Origin of the sequence: Streptomyces sp. NPDC091972 (assembly GCF_044756385.1) — a bacterium.
GTDB lineage: Bacteria > Actinomycetota > Actinomycetes > Streptomycetales > Streptomycetaceae > Streptomyces.
Map to the genome: position 1 here is coordinate 606,816 of NZ_JBIVSV010000005.1, position 20,152 is coordinate 626,967.

Below are 20,152 nucleotides of genomic sequence, written 5' to 3' on the forward strand. Positions count from 1 at the left end.
ATGACCGCACCGGGAGCCGTCGAGGCGGGGACCACCGAGGCCGACGCGGACCGCGTCTTCGCCGCGCTCGCGAGCGCCGTGCGTCGCGAGGTGCTGCGGCTGCTGCGCGACGGCGGCCCCCAGCCCGTCCAGGCCCTGGCCGACCACTTCGACATGCGGCGCCCGAGTCTGTCCGAGCATCTGAGGGTGCTGCGCGAGGCGGGCCTCGTCTCCGAGCAGCGCTCGGGCCGGCAGCGCATCTACCGGCTGGAGGCGGCCCCGCTGGCCGAGGTGCAGGACTGGCTGCATCCGTACGAGCGGTTCTGGCGCGGCCGGCTCAAGGAGCTGGGCGCCCTGCTCGACCGCATGCCCGACGATGACGTGACATGAGCAACGCACCCGACGACGACCTCACGGTCATCCGCGTCGACCAGTTCTTCCCGCACCCGCCCGCCAAGGTCTGGCGCGCCCTCACCGAGCCCGAGCTGCTCGTGCAGTGGCAGATGCAAGGGGCGGAGGCGTTCCGGCTGGAGGTCGGACACCGGTACACCATGACCTCGGTCCCGCGGCCGAACTCGAACTTCTCGGGCACCGTCGAGGTGGAGGTCCTCGCCTACGAGCCGCAGCGGATGCTCAGACTCCGGTGGACCGACGCCGACCCGGCCAACTCCGCGGACTGGACCGTGACATGGAAGGTGGAACAGGAAGGGCGCGGTACGCGTCTCTTCCTAGTGCACGAGGGATTCGATCCCGGCGACCCCGCTCAGCTCATGGCCCGGACGATCATGGACGGGGGCTGGCGGACGCATGTGATGCGGGCGCTGGGGCAGACGATGGAACGCATCTAGCGACCCGGTCGTCACATCTGTAACCGCAGGAACACCCCTCGTGCACGTGCATCTGCTCATGCATCTGCACGTGAACAGAGCTATGATCCGGACTAGTTGACAGCTGCATCACTGGCCACAAGGCCACCGCACCACCGGGGAGCGACCTGTGGACCTCGACGTGTACAACGGCATGACGGCCACGGATCTGCGCGGGGTGGCCTGGCAGAAGAGCAGGCACAGCAACTCGCAGGGTTCCTGCGTGGAGTTCGCGCGCCTGCCGGACGGGGGAGTCGCGGTGCGCAACTCCCGCTTCCCGGACGGCCCCGCGCTCGTCTACACGCGCGCGGAGATCGAGGCGATGCTTCTGGGCATCAAGGACGGCGAGTTCGACCACCTGATCGCGGGTTGAGTCCGGTCACCCCGGTGACCCGGGGTGACCGGGACCGCGCGCGGAGTGACGCGCGTAGAACCGCGGCGTCGTAAAACGCCGCGGTTCCTCACTCGGTGGACGCCGTGGCAGGACCCGTGTGCGGCCGGAGCCGGAACAGCGCCCAGACCACCTTGCCGCCCAGCGTCCCCGTCATGGGGTGCCACCCCCAGCTGTCGCTGAAGGAGTCGACGAGGAACAGCCCGCGCCCCGACTCCGCCGAGAAGTCCTCGGAGTCGCGTGCGACCGGACTCTCCTGGCTGGGATCGCGTACCGCGCACACCAGTCGCCCGGTCCACCGCATCAGGTGCAGCCGCACGGGCGGATTCTGCTCGGCGCAGTGCGCGCCGTGGGCCGGCATCGCGTGCCGCAGCGCGTTGGTGACCAGTTCGGACACGACGAGGCAGATGTCGTCGAAGTGGTCGCTCAGCTCCCACTGGTCGAGCGTTCTGCGGGTGAACCTCCGCGCGTCGCCCACCGCTTCGTAGCGGGCGGGCAGGGAACAGGAGGCGGCGTCGGACACGGCCGCGGGGTCCAGCGGCGGAAGGCCCTGCCGTAACGGCTCGAGCATGGTCGATCCATTCATCCCCATGCGAGGCACTCCCGGGAACTCGCGGTCGTTGCGATGCAGCGGTTGCGCGGGACCATGGTTTCGGATGAGCGATGCAGATGCAAGGTGCAGATGCACGTGCACGTGACCGAATTGCGCCTACCCGTACCGCTTGTTGGCCATTTTTTCCGCCATCTTCTCCACTGTTTCTTGCCTCTTCCTTCCCACTGTCTGTCCCGGCCCTGTGCAGAAACTTCGGCTTCTTTCCATATCTGTAATCGGACGAGTACTGCTCGGAGTGTTTTAGTGGCAGACTTCGGCCCCTGAAGACGTTGGGGAGGCTGGCGAACGTGAGCGCGGGAGAGCCCGGATCGGTGGTGCGGCGGATGCTGCTCGGCTCGCAACTCAGGCGACTGCGTGAGGCAAAGGGCATCACGCGCGAGGCGGCGGGCTACTCGATCCGCGCGTCGGAGTCGAAGATCAGCCGGATGGAGTTGGGCCGGGTGAGCTTCAAGACGCGTGATGTGGAAGACCTGTTGACGCTGTACGGCATCACGGACGAGCAGGAGCGGGCCTCGCTCCTCTCCCTCGCCCGCGAGGCCAACGTCGCGGGATGGTGGCACAGTTACTCCGACGTCCTGCCGAGCTGGTTCCCCACCTATGTGGGCCTGGAGGGCGCCGCCTCCCTGATCCGCGTGTACGAAGTGCAGTTCATCCACGGCCTGTTGCAGACCGAGGCGTATGCACGTGCAGTGGTACGGCGCGGTATGCAGGGCGCGAGCGAGGCGGACGTCGAGAAGCGCGTCGCGCTGCGCCTGGAGCGGCAGAAGTACCTGGCCGACGACAGCGGCCCCGAGTTCCACGTGGTGCTCGACGAGGCGTCCCTGCGCCGCCCGTACGGCGACCGCCAGGTGATGCGCGGACAGCTCCAGCACCTCATCGACGTCTCCGAACGCCCCAACGTACGGCTCCAGATCATGCCGTTCGGCTTCGGCGGCCACTCCGGGGAGAGCGGCGCCTTCACGATCCTCAGCTTCACCGAGTCCGACCTCACCGACGTCGTCTACCTGGAGCAGCTCACCAGCGCGCTCTATCTGGACAAGCGCGAGGACGTGACGCAGTACGAGAAGGCGATGAAGGAGCTCCAGCAGGACAGTCCGGGCCCGGACGAGAGCCGGGACCTGCTGCGCGGACTCCTCCAGCTCTCCTGAGACGTCCGCGAGATCTCCACCACCCCACCAAGGGTTCTCCCCAGAAGATTGCTCAGCGTGCCCAACTGGCGTGCCGCGCAAGTACGATGACGTGTGATCAGACCGTGACGTTGATCGTGTGTCTGCTAGTGATTTGGGGATCACATGTCGTCGTACTTCACCGACCTGGCCCAGCAGTACATCGACGGTGAGTGGCGCCCGGGTACCGGTTCCTGGGACATCATCGACTTCAACCCGTACGACAACGAGAAGTTGGCGTCGATCACCATAGCCACGGTCGACGAGGTCGACGAGGCGTACCGGGCCGCCGCCCGGGCGCAGAAGGCGTGGGCCGGGACCAACCCCTACGCCCGCCGCGCGGTGTTCGAGAAGGCGCTGCGGGTGATCGAGGAGCGCGAGGAGGAGATCTCCGAGGCGATCATCGCGGAGCTCGGCGGCACCCGTCTGAAGGCCGCCTTCGAACTCCACCTCGCCAAGGAGTTCCTGCGGGAGGCGGTCAACCTCGCGCTGCGCCCCGAGGGCAGGATCATCCCCTCGCCGGTGGACGGCAAGGAGAACCGCGTCTACCGCGTGCCGGTCGGTGTCGTGGGCGTGATCAGCCCCTTCAACTTCCCCTTCCTGCTGTCGATCAAGTCGGTCGCCCCCGCGCTCGCGCTCGGCAACGCCGTCGTGCTCAAGCCGCACCAGAACACGCCGATCGTCGGCGGCTCCCTGGTCGCGAAGATCTTCGAGGACGCGGGGCTGCCCGGCGGTCTGCTCAACGTCGTCATCACCGACATCGCCGAGATCGGGGACGCCTTCCTGGAGCACCCGGTCCCGAAGGTCATCTCCTTCACCGGCTCCGACAAGGTCGGCCGCCACGTGGCGACCGTCTGCGCCGCCAACTTCAAGCGCTCGGTCCTCGAACTGGGCGGCAACAGCGCCCTGGTGGTCCTCGACGACGCCGACCTCGACTACGCGGTCGACGCCGCCGTCTTCAGCCGGTACGTCCACCAGGGCCAGGTCTGCATGGCCGCCAACCGTGTCCTGGTCGACCGTGCGGTGGCCGGGGAGTTCACCGAGAAGTTCGTCGCCAAGGTCAGGAGCCTGAAGACCGGCGACCCCCGCGACCCGGAGACCGTCATCGGCCCGGTCATCAACTCCTCGCAGGCGGACGCCATCACGGGCGCCGTCGAGCAGGCGATCGCCGACGGCGCGACCGCGCTGGTGCACGGCACCGCGACGGACAACCTGGTGGAGCCCTCCGTCCTGACGGACCTCCCCGCGGGCTCGCCGCTCCTCAAGCAGGAACTCTTCGGCCCGGTCGCCCTCCTGGTCACCTTCGACGGCGAGGAGGAGGCCGTCCGCCTGGTCAACGACACCCCGTACGGCCTCAGCGGCGCCGTCCACACCGCCGACATCGAGCGCGGGGTCGCCTTCGCCAAGCAGATCGAGACCGGCATGTTCCACGTCAACGACGGCACCGTCCACGACGAGCCGATCGTCCCCTTCGGCGGCGAGAAGCAGTCCGGCATCGGCCGCCTGAACGGCGACACCATGCTGGACTCCTTCACCACCACCAAGTGGATCTCCGTGCAGCACGGCCGGAGCCGCTTCCCGTTCTGATCTCTCCGGCACGACGTCCGCCACGCGCCCTTCAGGACAGAACCTGTCCTGAAGGGCGCGTAGTTTCGCGGGTGTCGGGGGGAAGCCCCTCCCGAGCCCGACGAAAGGCGGCTGTCATGGTCACTCACGTTCCCGCGGAGGAGTACGGCGACGAGCGCGGCGCGCTCCTGGCCTTCCTGGAGGAGCAGCGCGGCGGCATCCGGCGCGCGGTGCTCGGGCTGACGGAGGAGCAGGCGGCCGCGAAGCCCAGCGCGAGCGAACTCTCCCTGGGCGGGCTGCTCAAGCACGTGGCCGAGGTCGAGCAGAGCTGGATCGCCCGGGCCAGGGGCGAGGAGCCGGCCGTGCACCGGGAGCCGTCCAACTGGCACGAGTGCTTCGCCCTGGTCGGTGACGAGACCGTCGCCTCGCAGCTGGCGTACTGGGAGAAGGTGGCCGCCGCAACGGAGGCGTTCGCCCGCTCGGTGCCGAGCCTGGACGACACCTTCCCGCTCCCGGACCAGCCCTGGTTCCCGCCGGGGGGCCGCGTCTCCGTGCGCTGGGTGCTGCTGCACCTGATTCGGGAGACGGCCCGGCACGCCGGCCACGCCGACATCATCCGCGAGTCCCTGGACGGCAGGACGGCGTTCGAGCTGGTGGCGCTCGCCGCGGAGTGAGGAAGCCATAACCTGGACCGCATGTCAACGATCCGTCTCCTCGTGCTCGGCGCGGTGCGCCAGCACGGGCGGGCCCACGGCTACCAGGTGCGCAACGACCTGGAGTACTGGGGCGCGCACGAGTGGTCCAACGCCAAGCCCGGCTCGATCTACCACGCACTGAAGCAGATGGCGAAGCAGGGGCTGCTGCACGCGCACGAGATCGCGCCGTCCACGGCCGGCGGCCCGCCGCGCACCGAGTACGAGATCACCGACACGGGCACCGAGGAGTACCTGCGGCTGGTGCGGGAGGCGCTGACCTCCTACGACCAGAAGATGGACATGAAGTCCGCGGCCATCGGCTTCATGGTCGACCTGCCGCGCGCGGAGGCGGTCGCGCTGCTCAAGGAGCGCGTCCGGCGCATCGAGGAGTGGCGTTCCGCGGTCACCGAGCACTACGTGCCCGAGGACGGGCCGCAGCAGCTCGGGCACATCGGCGAGATCATGAACCTCTGGATCCACACGGCCGACGCCGAGGCCGAGTGGACCGAAGGACTCATCGCCCGCATCGAGGACGGGGCGTACACCTTCGCGGGGGAGGGCGATCCGTTCGTGGGCGTCCTCGCCGAGGGTGAGGAGAACCCGTACGCGACAGGGGAGCGACACCCCGGGGACGCTGACTAATCAAGTTTGACGAGTTCGATCGGCGGCGTTACCTTGGGCAGGTAGTCAAGTTTGACTACATCTGAAATCCCTGGGAGGGTGCCCGATGACCGACGTGACCGATGTGATCGTCGCGGAAGGCCTGCGGAAGCGGTACGGCGACAAGGCCGCCCTGGACGGACTCGACCTGAGGGTCGCGCGCGGCAGCGTCCACGGCGTCCTCGGCCCCAACGGCGCGGGCAAGACGACCCTGGTCCGCGTCCTGTCCACCCTGCTGCGCCCCGACGAGGGCCGCGCCGAGGTGGCGGGCCACGACGTGGAGCGCGCCGCCTACGACGTACGGCTGCGCATCGGTCTGCTCGGCCAGCACGCGGCGCTCGACGAGGAACTCGGCGGCCGCCAGAACCTGGAGATGTTCGCCCGCCTCTACCACCTGGGCGCCCGCCACGCGCGCGTGCGCGCCGGCGAGCTCCTGGAGCGCTTCGGCCTCGCCGACACCGGCCGCAAACCGGTCCGCGCCTACAGCGGCGGCATGCGGCGCCGCCTGGACCTCGCCGCCTCCCTGATCCGCGACCCGGAAGTGCTGTTCCTGGACGAACCCACGACCGGCCTCGACCCGCGCGGCCGCGCCGAGGTGTGGGCCGCGGTCCGCTCCCTGGTCGGCGGCGGTACGACGGTCCTGCTGACCACGCAGTACCTGGAGGAGGCCGACCAGCTCGCCGACCGGATCTCCCTCGTCGACGGGGGCCGGGTCGTCGCCGACGGCACGCCGGACGAGCTGAAGGCACGCACCGGCGGCGACCGCATCGACGTGGTCCTGCGGGACGCGGGCCGACTGGGCGCGGCCCTCGCCCTGTTGCCGGTGCCCGCGGAGGACGTCTCCGTCGACCCCGACCGCAGACTGCTCAGCGCCCCGGTCACCGACCGGATGGCGGCGCTCTCCGAGGTCGTACGGGCCCTGGGGGCGGCCGGGATCGAGGCGGAGGACGTGGCCCTGCGCCGGCCCACCCTGGACGAGGTGTTCCTGCACCTCACCGGTGACGAGAACCGAGTGAAGGAGACCGTGTGAGCACGTACGCGCTGACCGATTCCTGGACCATGACCCGGCGCGAACTCGCCCACTGGGCACGGCAGCCGGTGCGGGTCGTCATCGGCCTGGTCTTCCCCGTGATGCTGCTGCTGATGTTCGGCTATCTCGTCGGCGGCGGCCGCGGTGTCGACGGGGACTACGTCGACTACCTGGTCCCGGGGATGCTCGCGCTGACCATGGCGTTCGGGCTGGAGGCGACGATGATCGCCGTCACGCAGGATCTCGACAAGGGGGTGATCGACCGCTTCCGGTCCATGCCGATGGCCAACGGGGCGGTCCTGGTGGGCCGTTCGGCGGCCGACATGCTCCAGTCCGCGCTGAGCCTGGCCGTGCTGACCGGTGTCGGCCTCGCGATCGGCTGGCGGGTCCACGGAGGTCCTGCCGGCCTCTTGGCCGCGGTGGGCCTGCTGCTCCTGTTCCGCTTCGCCATGCTCTGGATCGGCATCCACCTCGCTATGGTCGCCGGGAAACCGGAGATGGTGCAGGCCGTGCAGATCCTGGTCTGGCCGGTCGGCTTCCTGTCCAACGCGTTCGCGACCCCCGACTCCATGCCGGGCTGGCTGGGCACGGTCGTCGAGTGGAACCCGATGTCCCGGACGGCGACGGCGGTACGGGACCTGGTGGGCGGTCCCGGCGGCGAACCGGGACACGTGTGGGCGGCGGTGGTGTGGCCGCTGGTGCTGCTGGCGGTGTTCTTCCCGCTGGCGGTCAGGAGGTTCGCCCGGCTGAGCCGCTAGAACGCGGGGCAGCCGGGGGAGGCTTGGACCGGGTGCCGTCGGGCCGGCCGACGGCGTGTCGCCGCCTCGCGCGAAGGGCGCAACCCCCTGAACCGACGGCCACGACCTCCCGTTCCTGCAACCGCCGATGACCTCCCCGGCGGTTCTCCTGTCCCGCGGCGGCACGGCCGGGATGTGTCGCCCTCGCGGAGCCTAGTGATGGAAGCCCGTCGCCGCGTCCCTGTCCCTCGTCAACGGGTGCGGCTGGCGGCGCAGTTCGGGCAGCAGGCGTTCCAGGTCCTCCGCGAACAGGTCGGCCAGGTCGGTCGAGAAGCCGTTGCGGCACACCACCCTCAGCACCGACAGGTCCTCGCGGTTGGGCGGGAAGGTGTACGCCGGCACCAGCCAGCCCCGCTCGCGCAGCCGCCGGGACACGTCGAAGACGTCGTACGCCCGGACCTCGGGGGCCGTCGTGAAGGCGAACACCGGGAGTTCGTCGCCGCGGGTCAGCAAACGGAAGTCGCCGAGCGCCTCCACGCGGTCGGCGACGCGCCGGGCCACGTCCCGGGTGGACTGCTGCACGGCCCGGTAACCCTCGCGGCCCAGCCGCAGGAAGGTGTAGTACTGCGCGACGACCTGCGCCCCGGGCCGGGAGAAGTTCAGCGCGAAGGTGGGCATGTCGCCGCCCAGGTAGTTCACGCGGAACACGAGCTCCTCCGGCAGTGCCTCCTTGTCCCGCCACAGCGCCCAGCCGACACCGGGGTAGACCAGGCCGTACTTGTGCCCCGAGGTGTTGATCGACGCCACGCGCGGCAGCCGGAAGTCCCACACCAGGTCCTCGTCGAGGAAGGGCGCGACCATGGCACCGGACGCCCCGTCGACGTGCACCGGGATGTCCAGGCCGGTGCGCTCCTGGAGGGCGTCCAGGGCGGCGCACAGGTCCGCGATCGGCTCGTAGGAGCCGTCAAAGGTGGAGCCGAGGATGCCCACGACCCCGATGGTGTTCTCGTCGCACAGCTCGGCGGCGGCCTGCGGGTCGAGGTGGAAGCGGTCGCCCTCCATGGGCACCTGACGGGCCTCCACCTCCCAGAAGTTGCAGAACTTGTCCCAGCACACCTGGACGTTGACCCCCATGACCAGGTTGGGCCGCGCCCCCGGGTACCGGCCGGCGTTGCGCTGCGCCCAGCGCCGCTTCAGGGCCATGCCCGCGAGCATGCACGCCTCGCTGGACCCGGTCGTCGAACAGCCCACCGCCGCCGAGGGGTCCGGTGCGTTCCACAGGTCGGCGAGCATCGCCACGCAGCGTCGCTCCAGCTCGGCGGTGCGCGGGTACTCGTCCTTGTCGATCATGTTCTTGTCCCGGCACTCACCCATCAGGACCCCGGCCTGCGGTTCCATCCAGGTCGTGACGAAGGTGGCGAGGTTCAGCCGGGAGTTGCCGTCGAGCATCAGCTCGTCGTGGACCACCTGGTAGGCGGTCGACGGCGGCAGGGGAGCGCCCGGCAGCCGGTGCTTGGGCGGGGCCTCGGTCATCCCGCCGACCGGGTCGGCGGCGCCGTAGAAGGGATTGACGGACAGCGGACGCTCGTCGGGCTTCTCGGGCCCTTTGTGCAGTGGCATGGGCGTGCCTCCTGAAGGGATCAACGTCGGTCAGCGGACCGGGGTTCCGTCCGCGCGCAACTGCATCTGCGGCCGCCCCGTGACCAGCAGCCAGGCCGGCAGCGAGGCGATGCACAGCAGCGCGAGGATCGTGGGCGAGGCCACCAGCACGGCGGCGGTGAACAGACTCACCCAGGCCTGCCGGGTGACGGCGAGCAACACGCCCAGCACCCCGGCGGCCACGCCGAGGGCCGGGTGGACGGCGTCCACGAGCGCGTGGGCGCACAGCCCGAAGGCGACGCCGACGAACACGGCCGGGAAGATCCGGCCGCCCCGGAAACCGCAGGAGGCCGCGACGAGCAGTGCGGCCAGCTTCACCACCGTCATGGTGGCGAACTCCCCGGCGGTCCAGCCCTCCGGGTCGGCCGCCAGCTCGCCGATCTCGTCGAGCCCCTTGAAGAGCGTCAGATGCCCGCCGAGGGCCGCGAGCAGCCCGAGGACGAGCCCGCCGGCGGGCAGGGCCAGCATCGGGTGCCGCAGCCGCGCGAACGCGCCGTGGAGGTAGGGGAAGGCCAGCACGGCCGCCATGCCGAGCAGCGCGGCGGCCGAGGCGATCACCAGCACCGCCAGCAGATCGCCCCAGCCGGGCTCCCCGAACGGGGGCAGATGCAGGTCGAAGCTGGGGTGGGCCAGCAGGGTGGTCGTCAGCGCGCCGGTCGCGGCCGCCAGCAGCGGCCCGAAGACGCTGTCCCACAGCGCGCCCCTGAGCTGCCGTCCTGCGAGCGCCTCGGAGATCACCAGGGCCGCGGCCACCGGCGTGCCGAACAGCGCGCCGATCGTCGCCGCCTCCGCCAGCGCCGGCCAGAGCCCGCCCGGCATCCGCGGGATGAACCGGCGCCCCAGCCAGAAGGCGAGCCCCACGTTCACCGCGATGATCGGGTTCTCGGGCCCCAGGCTCGGCCCGCCCGCGAGCATCAGCGCGGTCGCCAGGAGCAGCCCCGGCAGCACGGCGGGCGGCAGCACGGGAGCGTCCAGACCGGTGGTCGCCGGATCGGGACCGGCGTGCCCGGGCACCTTCCACACCACCAGCCCCACGGCGACCCCGGTCGCGGTGAGCACGACCAGCATCCACAGCACGGAGTACCGGCCCACCCCCAGCGCGTCCGGCAGGTTCCGCCACAGCACGTGCTGCAACTCCTCGGCCGCGGCGCTCACCCCGAGCAACAGCAGGCTCGCGCCCACCCCGACGAGGAGAGCGGGGAGGATCAACGGCAGCAGGGCGCGCGCCGGGGTCGCCGGGGCGGATGCCTGCTGCACGGTGTCCTGGGCCACGGGCTCACGATATGCGGACATAACGGACGGGACATCCGGAGGTGTCCGTGCCGGGCTTGCACCTCACGCGACGTGAGGAGCCACCGTGGAGCGCGTACCGAGAAGGGAGCGGACGAAGTGAGCTACTCCGTGGGACAGGTCGCGGGCTTCGCCGGTGTGACGGTGCGCACACTGCACCACTACGACGACATCGGCCTGCTCGTGCCCAGCGAGCGCAGCCACGCGGGCCACCGGCGCTACGGCGACGAGGACCTCGACCGGTTGCAGCAGATCCTGTTCTACCGCGAGCTCGGCTTCCCGCTCGACGAGGTCGCCGCCCTGCTCGACGACCCGGATGCGGACCCGCGCGCGCACCTGCGCCGCCAGCACGAGCTGCTGACCGCCCGGATCGAGAAGCTCCAGAAGATGGCGACGGCCGTGGAGCACGCCATGGAGGCACGCACGATGGGCATCGATCTGACACCTGAGGAGAGGTTCGAGGTGTTCGGGGACAAGGACCCGGAGCAGTACGCGCAGGAGGCGGAGGAGCGCTGGGGCGGCACGGAGGCTTACGCCGAGTCGCAGCGCCGCGCCGCCCGGTACACCAAGGAGGACTGGAAGCGCATGCAGGCCGAGGTGGCCGACTGGGGCGAGCGCTACGACGCCCTGATGGCCGCCGGTGACACGCCGGACTCCGATGCGGCCATGGACATGGCGGAGGAGCACCGGCAGCACATCTGCGGCTGGTTCTACGACTGCCCGTACGAGATGCACCAGGGCCTGGGCGAGATGTACGTGTCGGACGAGCGCTTCAAGGCGTTCTACGACTCCATGCGCCCCGGTCTCGCCGAGCACCTCAGGGACGCCATCAGGGCGAACGCGGCCCGGCACACCGCCTAGAGCGCCTGACCCGGGGGCCGGGGTCCTACTCCCGGGTCAGCACCACCGCCGTGCCGTAGGCGCACACCTCCGTGCCGACGTCCGCCGCCTCGGTCACGTCGAAGCGGAACATCAGCACGGCGTTCGCCCCACGCGCGCGTGCCTGCTCGACGAGGCGTTCCATGGCCTGGTTGCGGGTCTGCACCAGCGTCTTCGTGAGTCCCCTGAGCTCACCGCCGATCATCGACTTCAGGCCCGCACCGATCTGGCTGCCGAGGTGCCGGGAGCGCACGGTCAGCCCGAAGACCTCGCCCAGCACCTCCTGCACCCGGTGACCGGGTACGTCGTTCGTGGTCACCACGAGCACGTCCGGCCGGGGCCCCTGGCCGCCGCCGTATTCGTCAATACCCATGGCTCCCAGCTTTGTCCCGGAGGGCGCACGGTGCATCCTGGGGACCCCCATGGAACCTGGGCCACCGTGGCTGCGTTGATACTTGAGGGCAGCCAGTCCCAGCCCCGTCCCCACACGCAGGAGCCACAATCCCGTGACCATGCTCGCGCTCGGCCCCGAGTGGCTCAGCCCCGACTATCTGATCGAGACCTTCAGCCTCCCCGGAATCCTGCTGATCGTCTTCGCCGAGTCGGGTCTCTTCGCGTTCCTGCCGGGTGACTCCCTGCTGTTCACGGCGGGTCTCTTCGTGGCCGAGGGAAACTTCATCAGCCAGCCCCTGTGGCTGGTGTGCGCGCTCATCGTGCTGGCCGCCGTCCTCGGCGACCAGGTCGGCTACATGATCGGTAAGTTCTTCGGGCCGAGGCTCTTCAGCCGCCCCAACTCCAGGCTCTTCAAGCAGGAGAACCTGGAGAAGGCCCACGAGTTCATGGAGAAGTTCGGCCCCAAGGCCATCGTCCTGGCCCGCTTCGTGCCGATCGTGCGGACCTTCGCCCCCATCGTGGCCGGCGCCGGCCGGATGAAGTACCGCACCTTCCTGACGTACAACGTCATCGGCGGTGTGGCCTGGGGCACCGGCGTCACCCTGGCCGGCTACTGGCTCGGCCAGATCGACGTCATCAAGAAGAACGTCGAGGCGATCCTCGTCCTGATCGTCCTGGTCTCGGTCGTCCCGATCATCATCGAGTACCTGCGCGAGCGCTCCAAGAAGAAGCGGGCGGCGGCGCAGACCCCGCCCCAGCAGCAGTACCAGCCGATGGACGACGCGACGACCCAGCTCCGCCGCGTCCCGTCCCACGACGAGCGCCAGCAGCCCCCTCAGCCGCACCACGGCTACGACCAGTACTACGGCCAGCAGCAACAGCAGCCGCAGCAGCCGCAGCAACAGCAGCCCTACGCCCAGCAGTACCCGCAGGGCTACGGCAACCAGCAGTACGGCGGGCAGAACGAGCAGTACGGGCAGCAGAACCAGCAGAACCCGTACAACCAGGGGTACTGAGAGCCGGCGGCCGGACGCGCCTCAGAAGCCGCGGGTCCTCTTGGCGGCCCGCCGCTTCCCGGCCGAGCCGACCCTGAGGAACAGCCGGGAGATCTCGGACCCCAGGTTGACCCCGATGGCGATGGCCATCGCCAGGGCCGCCGCCTTCGACAGGGACACCAGCCCCTCGACGACGTCGCTCCCGGCGATCGCCAACAACCCGAAGTACGTGGCCGAACCCGGCAGCAGGGGGCCGATCGCCGCGGTCGTGTAGGGCAGCGCGGAGGCGAACCGGTACCGGGACAGCAACTGCCCGAACAGCCCGACCAGCCCCGCCGCGACGGCCGTGGAGGCGACCGGGGAGAACTCGCCGGTGTAGTGCATCGCGCCGTACACGCACCAGGCGACCCCGCCGTTCAGGGTGACGGCCAGCACGGTGGACCGTTCCTGCTGCAACAGCACGGCGAAGGTCAGCGACAGCAGCATCGACGCCGCGATCTGCCACAGCGGCCGCGACTGCGTCGACAGCGCCTCGTCGGGGTTGAGGTGCGCCCCGAGCTGCACCCCGACGTAGAGCATCACCAGGACGCCCACCACGATGCCCACGAAGAAGTACATGACCTCCAGGAGCCGGGCCGACGCGGTGATGTAGAACCCCGTCAGGCCGTCCTGCACGCCCGCCACCAGCGCCCGCCCGGGCAGCAGCGCGAACAGCCCACCGGTGATGACCGCCGACGCCTTCACGTCCACATGGGCCAGGGTGAGCGCGATCCCGATCCCGGCGGGCGGCATCGCGGCGACCGCGAACTGGTAGAACTCCGGCAGCCCGCGCCCCGCGCACAGCCAGGCCAGCCGGTCGCCGAGCATCGCGCCCACCATGGCCGCGACGAACACCAGCGGGCCACCGCCGACCAGCACGGAGGCGGCGCCCGCCAGCAGTCCGCTCGCCGAGGTGAGCACCCAGGTCGGGTACGGGTGCCGGTTGCGCCGGATCTCCGCGAGCCGCCGGTAGGCCTCCTCCAGGGAGATCGCCGTCTCGGGGTCGCTGAGGTCGTCCACGAGCTGGAAGACGGCCGCGAGACGGGTGTAGTCGGTACCGCGCCGCCGCACGGTCCTGGAGGCCGTCACGGGGTCGTCCACGAGCGACGGCTGGTAGGAGATCGACAGGAGCGTGAAGGTGACGTTCGGCTCGCAGCGGTCCAGGCCGTAGGACCGGCAGACCGCGAACATCGCCGCCTCCACGTCCTCGGCGCCCTCACCGCCCGCGAGCAGCAACTCGCCGATGCGCAGGGTCAGGTCGAGCACGCGCGGGACGGCAGGACCGGTGTCGTCGTCGGACTTCTGCACCGGTTCCGGCGCGGGCCGCTCGGCCACCGGCATCCGCAGCATCGTGCGCATCCGGTCCTGCCAGGGCAGGTCCTTGGTGAGACTGACCACCGGTATGCCGGTCGCCGGGGTGAACGCGGGCGGGGCGTCCTTCGCGCTGTACGTGCGGGGCGTACTGAACGCCGACCCCTCCGGCTCGGCGGCCGACGGCTGCGGGACCTCCAGCCCCTGCGGGACCGCGAACTCGGACGTGGTCTCCGACTCGCCGCCGACGGATCTCGGCACCGCGAGCCCGTCGGGAACGGCGAACTCGGACGTGATCTCGGAGTCGTAGAAACTCCTGGCCTCGTCCGACTGCGGCTTGCGGTGCTCCGCCTCCGTCACTCCGTAACGCTCCCTGAACGACACATTCCGTAAGCCTCAGTATGCGCGGGCACACGAACGGGCCGCACGCGTGCGCGTGCGGCCCGTCCGTGACACGGGGCTCAGTGGCCGCCCTGGTCCTTGAAGCGCTTGTAGGACCGCTCGATCTCGGCCTCGGCGTCGACACGGCCGACCCAGTCGGCGCCCTCGACGGACTTGCCGGGCTCCAGGTCCTTGTAGACCTCGAAGAAGTGCTGGATCTCCAGGCGGTCGAACTCGGACACGTGGTGGATGTCGCGCAGGTGCTCCACGCGCGGGTCCGTCGCCGGGACGCACAGCAGCTTGTCGTCGCCGCCGGCCTCGTCCGTCATGCGGAACATGCCGATCGCACGGCACTTGATGAGGCAGCCCGGGAACGTCGGCTCGTCAAGGATGACCAGCGCGTCCAGCGGGTCGCCGTCCTCGCCGAGGGTGTTCTCGACGAAGCCGTAGTCGGTCGGGTAGGCGGTCGAGGTGAAGAGTCGACGGTCCAGGCGGATCCGACCGGTCTCGTGGTCCACCTCGTACTTGTTCCGCGAACCCTTCGGGATCTCGATCGTGACGTCGAACTCCACCGGTGACTCCTCCATGATCAACACATAGTTCTGGTGGTTAAGTGTCCCTCACGCAGGTGTGTGATCGCGAAAGGGGCTGGTGGTCGTGCCTGAACTGAGGCCTTGGCGGGCCGCGAGACCGCATGCGGTGCGGGTCGCGAACGCCGTACGACCGCGTCTGGCACGCGCCGCGGACGCCGTCCGTCCAGCACTGACCCGGGCCACGGACACCGTACGGCCGTATCTCGCACGGACCGCCGCCGCTGTGAAACCGCAGGTCACGCGGGTTGCCGGGATGGGCCGGCCGAAGACCGTCAAGACCTGGCAGTACACCGCCGGTGCCGCCGGCGCGGGTCTCGCGCTGGCCGCCACCGTGGCGACCGCCGCCGGTCCGTGGGACTCCTCGGGTCAGCGTACGGCCGAGCGGGACCGTGCGGTCGCCCTCGAACGGACGGGTGGCACAGATCACCAAGGCGGCTCCGGTTCGCCCGCCGCCGGACCCCGCCCCGCCCCGAGCGCCCCCTCCGTGCTCGCCGCACTGGGCGGCTCCGCCCCCGCCGTGAAGTCCGCCCCCACCGCCGAGGCCCTGGCCGCCGTCCTGCGCCCGCTGCTGGGCAGCACCGCCCTCGGCACCCGCCACACGGCGGCCGTCGTGGACGTCGCCAGCGGCAGACGCCTCTACGGCACGGGCGCCGGCACCGCCCTGACCCCCGCCTCCACCACCAAGATCGCCACCGCCGTCGCCGCCCTGTCCGCCCTCGGCGCCGACCACCGCCTCACCACGCGCACCGCCCTGGAACCCGACACCAGGGAGCTCGTCCTGGTCGGCGGCGGCGACCCCACACTCACCGCCCGCAAGGACGCCGACGAATGGGCGAGCCTGCGCGAACTGGCGGCGAAGACCGCCGCCGCCCTCAAGAAACGCGACCTCACCACCGTCACGCTCTCCTACGACAAGACCCTCTACGCGGGCCCCGAGAACCACCCGATCGGGGTCAACGAGAACCTGGCCCCCGTCACCGCCCTGATGGCGGACGAGGCCCGCACCGACGACTCGACCAGCGGACCCGCCGCGCGCGTGAGCGACCCGGCGGCGGAGGCGACCCGCACCTTCGCGCGGTTCCTCGCCGGCCACGGCATCAGGACGACCTCCCCCGGCCCCTCCAAGGCGACCGGCCGCGCCGAGGACCTCGCCGAGGTCTCCTCCCCGCCCCTGTCCACCCTGGTCGAACGCATGCTGACCAACAGCGACAACGACATCGCCGAGGCCCTCGCCCGCCAGACCGCGGTCGCGGACGAGAAGCGCGCCGACTTCGACGGCGGCGGCGACGCCATCCGCGACCGACTGGCGAAACTCGGACTCCCGCTCGCCGGCGCCGACTTCCACGACGGCAGCGGACTCGACCGCGCCGACCGGCTCACCGCGAACCTCCTGACGTCCCTGCTGGTGAAGGCGGGCGACCCCCACCACCCGGAGCTGCGCCCCGTCCTCACCGGCCTCCCGGTGGCCGGCTTCACCGGAACCCTGTCCAGCCGTTACACCGACGGCGCGGCAGGCGTCGTACGGGCCAAGACCGGGACCCTGACCGGGGTCAACACCCTGGCCGGGACGGTCGTCGACCGGGACGGGCGGCTGCTGGCCTTCGCGTTCCTGGCCGCGGACACCACGGACCCGGCGGCGGCCCAGGGCGCGCTCGACCGGACGGCCTCGGCGCTGGCCGCCTGCGGCTGCGGCTGACCCGGCGTCCGCGTTGCCCTCCCGCGCGGCCTGCCCCAAGCGGGAGGGCTCACGTACGGTTGACGCATGACGAGCATCGGTGGTGCTGCTTCTTCTCAGATGGTCGACTGGAACCTCGCGGTGGCGACGGCGACCCGTCTCGTACGGCCGGGCCCGGAGGTGAGCCGCGACGAGGCCCGGGCCGTCGTCGCGGAACTGCGCCGGCACGCCAAGGCCTCGGAGGAACACGTCCGCGGCTTCACCCGACTGGGGACGGAAGGCGTCCACGACACTCCCGTGCTCGTCGTCGACCGCCCCGGCTGGGTCCGGGCGAACGTCGCCGGGTTCCGGGAGCTGCTCAAACCCCTCCTGGAGAAGATGCAGGAGCGGCGCGGCAACACCCCCGGCGGCGCGGTCCTCGGCGCCGTCGGCGGCAAGGTCACCGGCGTCGAACTGGGCATGCTCCTGTCGTTCCTGTCGTCCCGCGTCCTCGGCCAGTACGAGACCTTCGCCCCGGCCACCCGCGAACTCCCCGCCGGGGAGAACGGCGGCGGCCGGCTCCTCCTCGTCGCCCCCAACATCGTCCACGTCGAACGCGAACTCGACGTCCAGCCGCACGACTTCCGCCTCTGGGTCTGCCTGCACGAGGAGACCCACCGCACCCAGTTCACGGCCGTGCCCTGGCTGCGCGACCACCTGGAGGGCGAGATCCAGTCGTTCCTGGGGGAGACCGAGGTCGACCCCATGACCGTCCTGGAACGCATCCGCGAGGCCGCCCAGTCGCTGGCCGGCGGCCGGCCCGAGGGCGAGGAGGACGACGACGGCGGGCGCTCGCTCGTCGAGATCGTGCAGACCCCGGCCCAGCGGGAGATCCTCGGCCGCCTCACCGCCGTGATGTCCCTCCTGGAGGGCCACGCCGACTTCGTCATGGACGGAGTGGGCCCGGCCGTCGTGCCGAGCGTCGCCGAGATCCGCGAGAAGTTCCAGCAACGGCGGGCCAAGGGCGCCTCCCGCCTGGACATGGCCCTGCGCAAGCTCCTCGGCCTGGACGCCAAGCTCCGCCAGTACCGCGACGGCGAGCGCTTCGTGCGGGCCGTCGTCGACGAGGTCGGCATGGACGGCTTCAACCGCGTGTGGACCTCCCCGAACACCCTCCCCACCAAGTCGGAGATCGCCAAACCGGCGGACTGGGTCGCGCGGGTGCACCGCAAGGCCGAGTCGTGAACCCCGTGCGAATGTCGTGAGAGGAATCCGGCCGACGGCAGGCGAACGCCCCTGCAATCACCCGTCCGAGGGACCGTGAGCCATGGGTAGGCGTGCAATGCTCGGGGAACGCCCCGGTTCTGTCACCATCTACACACTCTGAGTGACCGGACCTCGGGGCTCACCCCCCGAAAACTTCATGAAGGGAACCGGACATGGGTCCCCATCCTGCGGTCGCGGCGATACGCCTGGCGGTCCGCCGCGTCCTCCACGACCTCCTCACCGACCACCACGCCTCCGCCGACCGGCCCCCGCACGAGCGACCCCCCTCACCGCTCGTCCTCGTGGCCTGCTCCGGCGGCGCCGACTCCATGGCCCTCGCCTCCGCCCTCGCCTTCGAGGCCCCCAGGCTCGGCCTCCGCGCCGGCGGCGTCACCGTCGACCACGGCCTCCAGCCCGGCTCCGACCTGCGCGCCGAGGAAGTCGTCCTCAGGCTCCGCGAACTCGGCCTGGACCCCGTCGAGTCCACCGCCGTGACCGTCGGCCGCGAAGGCGGACCCGAGGCCGCCGCGCGCGACGCCCGCTACGCCGCCCTCGACGCCGCCGCCGAACGCCACGGCGCGCTCGCCGTCCTGCTCGGCCACACCCGCGACGACCAGGCCGAGACCGTCCTGCTCGGCCTCGCCCGCGGCTCCGGCATCCGCTCCCTGTCCGGCATGGCCGCGGTCTCGGGGGCCGACGGCCGTTACCGGCGCCCCTTCCTAGGGCTCGACCGGCAGACCGCCCGCAAGGCCTGCATGGTCCAGTCCCTGCCCGTCTGGGACGACCCGCACAACGCCGACCCCGCCTACACGCGCTCCCGGCTGCGCCACGAAGGCCTGCCCGCCCTGGAGAAGGCCCTGGGCAAAGGAGTCGTCGAGGCCCTCGCCCGCACGGCCCAGCTCTCCCGCGACGACGCCGACGCCCTCGACACCTGGGCCCGCCAGGCCGAGGCCTCCGTCCGCGACGCGGCCGGCCTCCTGGAGTGCGCCAAGCTCTACGCGCTGCCGCCCGCCGTGCGCCGCCGCGTCCTGCGCCAGGCGGCCATCGAGGCCGGCGCCCCGGCCGGATCGCTCTTCGCCCGCCACATCGAGGAAGTCGACCGGCTGATCACCGGCTGGCGCGGCCAGGGGGCCATCAATCTCCCCGGCAAGGTCGTCGCCCAGCGGCAGGGTGGCAGACTGGTGATTCGGCAAGGCTGAATCCCCGCCCCCTCCGGGGGGCGACGGACGGCTGGTGTGACGACCGAAAGTGATGCGGGTGGACGCGAAAGACATGGGTGCCGACCTCAAAGAGGTACTCATCACCAAGGAAGAGATCGACGCGAAGCTCGTGGAGCTCGCCGCGAAGATCGACGCGGAGTACGCGGGCAAGGAACTGCTGATCGTCGGCGTCCTCAAGGGCGCGGTGATGGTCATGGCCGACCTCGCCCGGGCGCTGTCCACCCCCGTCACGATGGACTGGATGGCCGTGTCCTCCTACGGCGCGGGCACCCAGTCCTCCGGCGTGGTGCGGATCCTCAAGGACCTCGACACCGACATCAAGGGCCGGCACGTCCTGATCGTCGAGGACATCATCGACTCCGGCCTGACCCTGTCCTGGCTGCTGTCCAACCTCGGCTCACGCGAGCCGGAGTCGCTCAAGGTGTGCACCCTGCTGCGCAAGCCGGACGCCGCCAAGGTCGCCATCGACGTCGAGTGGGTCGGCTTCGACATCCCCAACGAGTTCGTCGTCGGCTACGGTCTCGACTACGCCGAGAAGTACCGCAACCTCCCGTTCGTCGGTACGCTCGCGCCCCACGTCTACGGCGGCTGAGCCAGATGGCCCCAGCTCCGTAAGACGATCGGGAACCCCAGCCGGTTTCGCGCCGTTGGAGCATGCAGACGGTTCGTGAAGCCCTCCTGTGCGGCTTCGGCCCACAATGCTGGGGTACCGTCAGAAGAACTGTCTTATCAAACTCACTATGGCAGGAGGGACGGGGCGGCACCGCTC

The 20,152-nt window shown here is 70.7% G+C and carries 21 protein-coding genes; 15 read left to right on the plus strand and 6 right to left on the minus strand.

Translation table 11 applies throughout. The features are described from left to right. The 3 genes from ACIQJT_RS18570 (at position 1) to ACIQJT_RS18580 (ending at position 1,218) form a co-directional block, all read left to right on the plus strand. Positions 1–369: a helix-turn-helix transcriptional regulator gene (locus ACIQJT_RS18570; RefSeq protein WP_053850660.1), complete on the plus strand. Its 369-nt coding sequence runs from the start codon at positions 1–3 to the stop codon at positions 367–369. Next, entirely contained in the window at positions 366–827 is a 462-nt protein-coding gene (locus ACIQJT_RS18575) for an SRPBCC domain-containing protein (protein WP_365461098.1), read from the plus strand. Before ACIQJT_RS18570 ends, ACIQJT_RS18575 begins: the two co-directional genes overlap by 4 nt. Before the next feature lie 148 nt (positions 828–975). Further along, positions 976–1,218 carry a DUF397 domain-containing protein gene (locus ACIQJT_RS18580; protein ID WP_031042736.1) on the plus strand — a complete coding sequence of 81 codons (243 nt, stop codon included), beginning with the start codon at positions 976–978 and terminating at the stop codon, positions 1,216–1,218. Between the two features lie 88 nt (positions 1,219–1,306). Here ACIQJT_RS18580 and ACIQJT_RS18585 read toward each other — a convergent pair whose 3' ends face one another. Beyond that, positions 1,307–1,807, minus strand: a complete 501-nt coding sequence (locus tag ACIQJT_RS18585; RefSeq protein WP_365461100.1) for an ATP-binding protein — start codon at positions 1,805–1,807, stop codon at positions 1,307–1,309. Positions 1,808–2,172: 365 nt separating this feature from the next. On the opposite strand from ACIQJT_RS18585, the gene ACIQJT_RS18590 reads away from it, so the two are divergent. From ACIQJT_RS18590 to ACIQJT_RS18615, 6 genes are all read left to right on the plus strand, one after another. Next, complete coding sequence (locus tag ACIQJT_RS18590) at positions 2,173–2,997, plus strand: helix-turn-helix transcriptional regulator (RefSeq protein ID WP_365461229.1); 825 nt, start codon at positions 2,173–2,175, stop codon at positions 2,995–2,997. 144 nt (positions 2,998–3,141) lie between these two features. Then, positions 3,142–4,602, plus strand: a complete 1,461-nt coding sequence (locus ACIQJT_RS18595) for an aldehyde dehydrogenase family protein (protein WP_402644641.1) — start codon at positions 3,142–3,144, stop codon at positions 4,600–4,602. 116 nt (positions 4,603–4,718) lie between these two features. After that, positions 4,719–5,255 carry a DinB family protein gene (locus ACIQJT_RS18600; RefSeq protein WP_365461104.1) on the plus strand — a complete coding sequence of 179 codons (537 nt, stop codon included), beginning with the start codon at positions 4,719–4,721 and terminating at the stop codon, positions 5,253–5,255. Between the two features lie 21 nt (positions 5,256–5,276). Further along, positions 5,277–5,918 carry a PadR family transcriptional regulator gene (locus ACIQJT_RS18605; RefSeq protein ID WP_365461106.1) on the plus strand — a complete coding sequence of 214 codons (642 nt, stop codon included), beginning with the start codon at positions 5,277–5,279 and terminating at the stop codon, positions 5,916–5,918. A gap of 85 nt (positions 5,919–6,003) precedes the next feature. Continuing rightward, entirely contained in the window at positions 6,004–6,966 is a 963-nt protein-coding gene (locus tag ACIQJT_RS18610; protein WP_402644644.1) for an ATP-binding cassette domain-containing protein, read from the plus strand. Further along, entirely contained in the window at positions 6,963–7,724 is a 762-nt protein-coding gene (locus tag ACIQJT_RS18615) for an ABC transporter permease (RefSeq protein WP_402644646.1), read from the plus strand. Before ACIQJT_RS18610 ends, ACIQJT_RS18615 begins: the two co-directional genes overlap by 4 nt. Positions 7,725–7,916: 192 nt before the next feature. Here ACIQJT_RS18615 and ACIQJT_RS18620 read toward each other — a convergent pair whose 3' ends face one another. Further along, positions 7,917–9,323: a glutamate decarboxylase gene (locus tag ACIQJT_RS18620; protein WP_365461112.1), complete on the minus strand. Its 1,407-nt coding sequence runs from the start codon at positions 9,321–9,323 to the stop codon at positions 7,917–7,919. Positions 9,324–9,353: 30 nt separating this feature from the next. Then, positions 9,354–10,634: an ion channel protein gene (locus ACIQJT_RS18625; RefSeq protein WP_365461114.1), complete on the minus strand. Its 1,281-nt coding sequence runs from the start codon at positions 10,632–10,634 to the stop codon at positions 9,354–9,356. A 117-nt stretch (positions 10,635–10,751) separates the two neighbouring features. Between ACIQJT_RS18625 and ACIQJT_RS18630 the strand changes: the two genes are divergently transcribed. Further along, the gene (locus ACIQJT_RS18630; RefSeq protein WP_365461116.1) at positions 10,752–11,513 is read left to right on the plus strand and encodes a MerR family transcriptional regulator; all 762 of its coding nucleotides are present in this window, start codon (positions 10,752–10,754) and stop codon (positions 11,511–11,513) included. A 25-nt stretch (positions 11,514–11,538) separates the two neighbouring features. Here the strand turns inward: ACIQJT_RS18630 and ACIQJT_RS18635 are convergent, their stop codons facing one another. Beyond that, positions 11,539–11,904: a YbjQ family protein gene (locus ACIQJT_RS18635; protein ID WP_355750649.1), complete on the minus strand. Its 366-nt coding sequence runs from the start codon at positions 11,902–11,904 to the stop codon at positions 11,539–11,541. A 133-nt stretch (positions 11,905–12,037) separates the two neighbouring features. Here ACIQJT_RS18635 and ACIQJT_RS18640 point away from each other — a divergent pair, with 133 nt between their 5' ends. Then, positions 12,038–12,940: a DedA family protein gene (locus tag ACIQJT_RS18640; RefSeq protein ID WP_402644649.1), complete on the plus strand. Its 903-nt coding sequence runs from the start codon at positions 12,038–12,040 to the stop codon at positions 12,938–12,940. A gap of 21 nt (positions 12,941–12,961) precedes the next feature. Here the strand turns inward: ACIQJT_RS18640 and ACIQJT_RS18645 are convergent, their stop codons facing one another. Both ACIQJT_RS18645 and ACIQJT_RS18650 read right to left on the minus strand, forming a co-directional pair. Further along, positions 12,962–14,629 (minus strand): threonine/serine exporter family protein, encoded by a 1,668-nt coding sequence (locus tag ACIQJT_RS18645; RefSeq protein WP_365461120.1) that lies wholly within the window; start codon positions 14,627–14,629, stop codon positions 12,962–12,964. A 101-nt stretch (positions 14,630–14,730) separates the two neighbouring features. Beyond that, entirely contained in the window at positions 14,731–15,222 is a 492-nt protein-coding gene (locus ACIQJT_RS18650; RefSeq protein WP_007383738.1) for an inorganic diphosphatase, read from the minus strand. A gap of 79 nt (positions 15,223–15,301) precedes the next feature. Between ACIQJT_RS18650 and dacB the strand changes: the two genes are divergently transcribed. From dacB to hpt, 4 genes are all read left to right on the plus strand, one after another. Next, positions 15,302–16,939 carry a D-alanyl-D-alanine carboxypeptidase/D-alanyl-D-alanine-endopeptidase gene (gene dacB / locus ACIQJT_RS18655; protein ID WP_402644651.1) on the plus strand — a complete coding sequence of 546 codons (1,638 nt, stop codon included), beginning with the start codon at positions 15,302–15,304 and terminating at the stop codon, positions 16,937–16,939. A gap of 66 nt (positions 16,940–17,005) precedes the next feature. After that, positions 17,006–18,142, plus strand: a complete 1,137-nt coding sequence (locus tag ACIQJT_RS18660) for a zinc-dependent metalloprotease (protein ID WP_365461124.1) — start codon at positions 17,006–17,008, stop codon at positions 18,140–18,142. Positions 18,143–18,336: 194 nt separating this feature from the next. After that, entirely contained in the window at positions 18,337–19,362 is a 1,026-nt protein-coding gene (gene tilS / locus ACIQJT_RS18665; protein ID WP_402644654.1) for a tRNA lysidine(34) synthetase TilS, read from the plus strand. Positions 19,363–19,414: 52 nt separating this feature from the next. Next, on the plus strand, positions 19,415–19,975 hold the full coding sequence (gene hpt, locus ACIQJT_RS18670; RefSeq protein ID WP_365461128.1) for a hypoxanthine phosphoribosyltransferase: 561 nt from the start codon (positions 19,415–19,417) through the stop codon (positions 19,973–19,975). The last annotated feature ends 177 nt before the right edge of the window (positions 19,976–20,152 follow it).

Coding starts and splice junctions, on each gene's coding strand:
- ACIQJT_RS18570 (WP_053850660.1), top strand. CDS start 1: ATGACCGCACCGGGAGCCGTCGAGGCGGGGACCACCGAGGCCGACGCG.
- ACIQJT_RS18575 (WP_365461098.1), top strand. CDS start 366: ATGAGCAACGCACCCGACGACGACCTCACGGTCATCCGCGTCGACCAG.
- ACIQJT_RS18585 (WP_365461100.1), bottom strand. CDS start 1,807: ATGCTCGAGCCGTTACGGCAGGGCCTTCCGCCGCTGGACCCCGCGGCC.
- ACIQJT_RS18590 (WP_365461229.1), top strand. CDS start 2,173: ATGCTGCTCGGCTCGCAACTCAGGCGACTGCGTGAGGCAAAGGGCATC.
- ACIQJT_RS18595 (WP_402644641.1), top strand. CDS start 3,142: ATGTCGTCGTACTTCACCGACCTGGCCCAGCAGTACATCGACGGTGAG.
- ACIQJT_RS18600 (WP_365461104.1), top strand. CDS start 4,719: ATGGTCACTCACGTTCCCGCGGAGGAGTACGGCGACGAGCGCGGCGCG.
- ACIQJT_RS18605 (WP_365461106.1), top strand. CDS start 5,277: ATGTCAACGATCCGTCTCCTCGTGCTCGGCGCGGTGCGCCAGCACGGG.
- ACIQJT_RS18610 (WP_402644644.1), top strand. CDS start 6,004: ATGACCGACGTGACCGATGTGATCGTCGCGGAAGGCCTGCGGAAGCGG.
- ACIQJT_RS18620 (WP_365461112.1), bottom strand. CDS start 9,323: ATGCCACTGCACAAAGGGCCCGAGAAGCCCGACGAGCGTCCGCTGTCC.
- ACIQJT_RS18635 (WP_355750649.1), bottom strand. CDS start 11,904: ATGGGTATTGACGAATACGGCGGCGGCCAGGGGCCCCGGCCGGACGTG.
- ACIQJT_RS18660 (WP_365461124.1), top strand. CDS start 17,006: ATGACGAGCATCGGTGGTGCTGCTTCTTCTCAGATGGTCGACTGGAAC.
- tilS (WP_402644654.1), top strand. CDS start 18,337: ATGGGTCCCCATCCTGCGGTCGCGGCGATACGCCTGGCGGTCCGCCGC.
- hpt (WP_365461128.1), top strand. CDS start 19,415: ATGCGGGTGGACGCGAAAGACATGGGTGCCGACCTCAAAGAGGTACTC.